The sequence below is a fragment of the Vibrio sp. 1401 genome (assembly GCF_033340295.1).
Map to the genome: position 1 here is coordinate 1 of NZ_JAWOWF010000368.1, position 699 is coordinate 699.

Here is a 699-nt window from a genome sequence, read left to right on the forward strand (position 1 = left end):
ACTCACGAACAATGGATGTAGCAAAAGAGCCTGCATCGAGTGAGAAGGTCAACGTAATATTGTTACCTTCAACGTTCCAAGCTAAGTCTTTTGGTTTGAGTGCGATTTCACGACGATCGTGACGCATACGATTCCCACGGATTAGAGCCATTAAATCAGGTTCTTCATCAATAAATGGTTGTTCTAATGCAAGTGCATCAGCTTGGGTCGGTAACGCATTATCACCCGCTAAAGCGGCAGTAATCTCAACTTCACTCAATGCAAGCTTGTTTTGCATATCAGCAAGGTTATTCGCATCAACAGCCAACAATCCTTGTGATGTCTGTGCGATGTCACCATCGATGAATTTATCAAACACACCATTTTCTAGACGAGCAGAAACGATGCGGTTGAAGATCCATGAACGCGCGGCAGACAAGTACATGCTGCGTTTGTTTTGGTTACGCGTACGAACGTTTTCTCGTCCCCAACGACGAGCTTCGTCGAGGTTATTTCCATCGTTACCAAAGCGTTGGCTACCAAAGTAGTTTGGCACACCAACTTGTTTAACTTTTTCAAGGCGTTGCTCTACATCCGCCACATCTGTCACTTCAGACAAGGTAACCACAAACTCGTTCCCGATTAAGTCACCAGGACGCAGTTTTTTGTTGTGTCGATCGGTCGCCAGAATTTCAATACTTGGGTATTGCGCCAAAAATG

Annotated in this window: 1 protein-coding gene; it reads right to left on the reverse strand. The window is 44.9% G+C overall.

The window, feature by feature from the left end:
- Positions 1–699: tRNA pseudouridine(13) synthase TruD (locus R7Z77_RS25675; RefSeq protein WP_318137090.1), on the reverse strand; the 699-nt coding region annotated here is incomplete at both ends.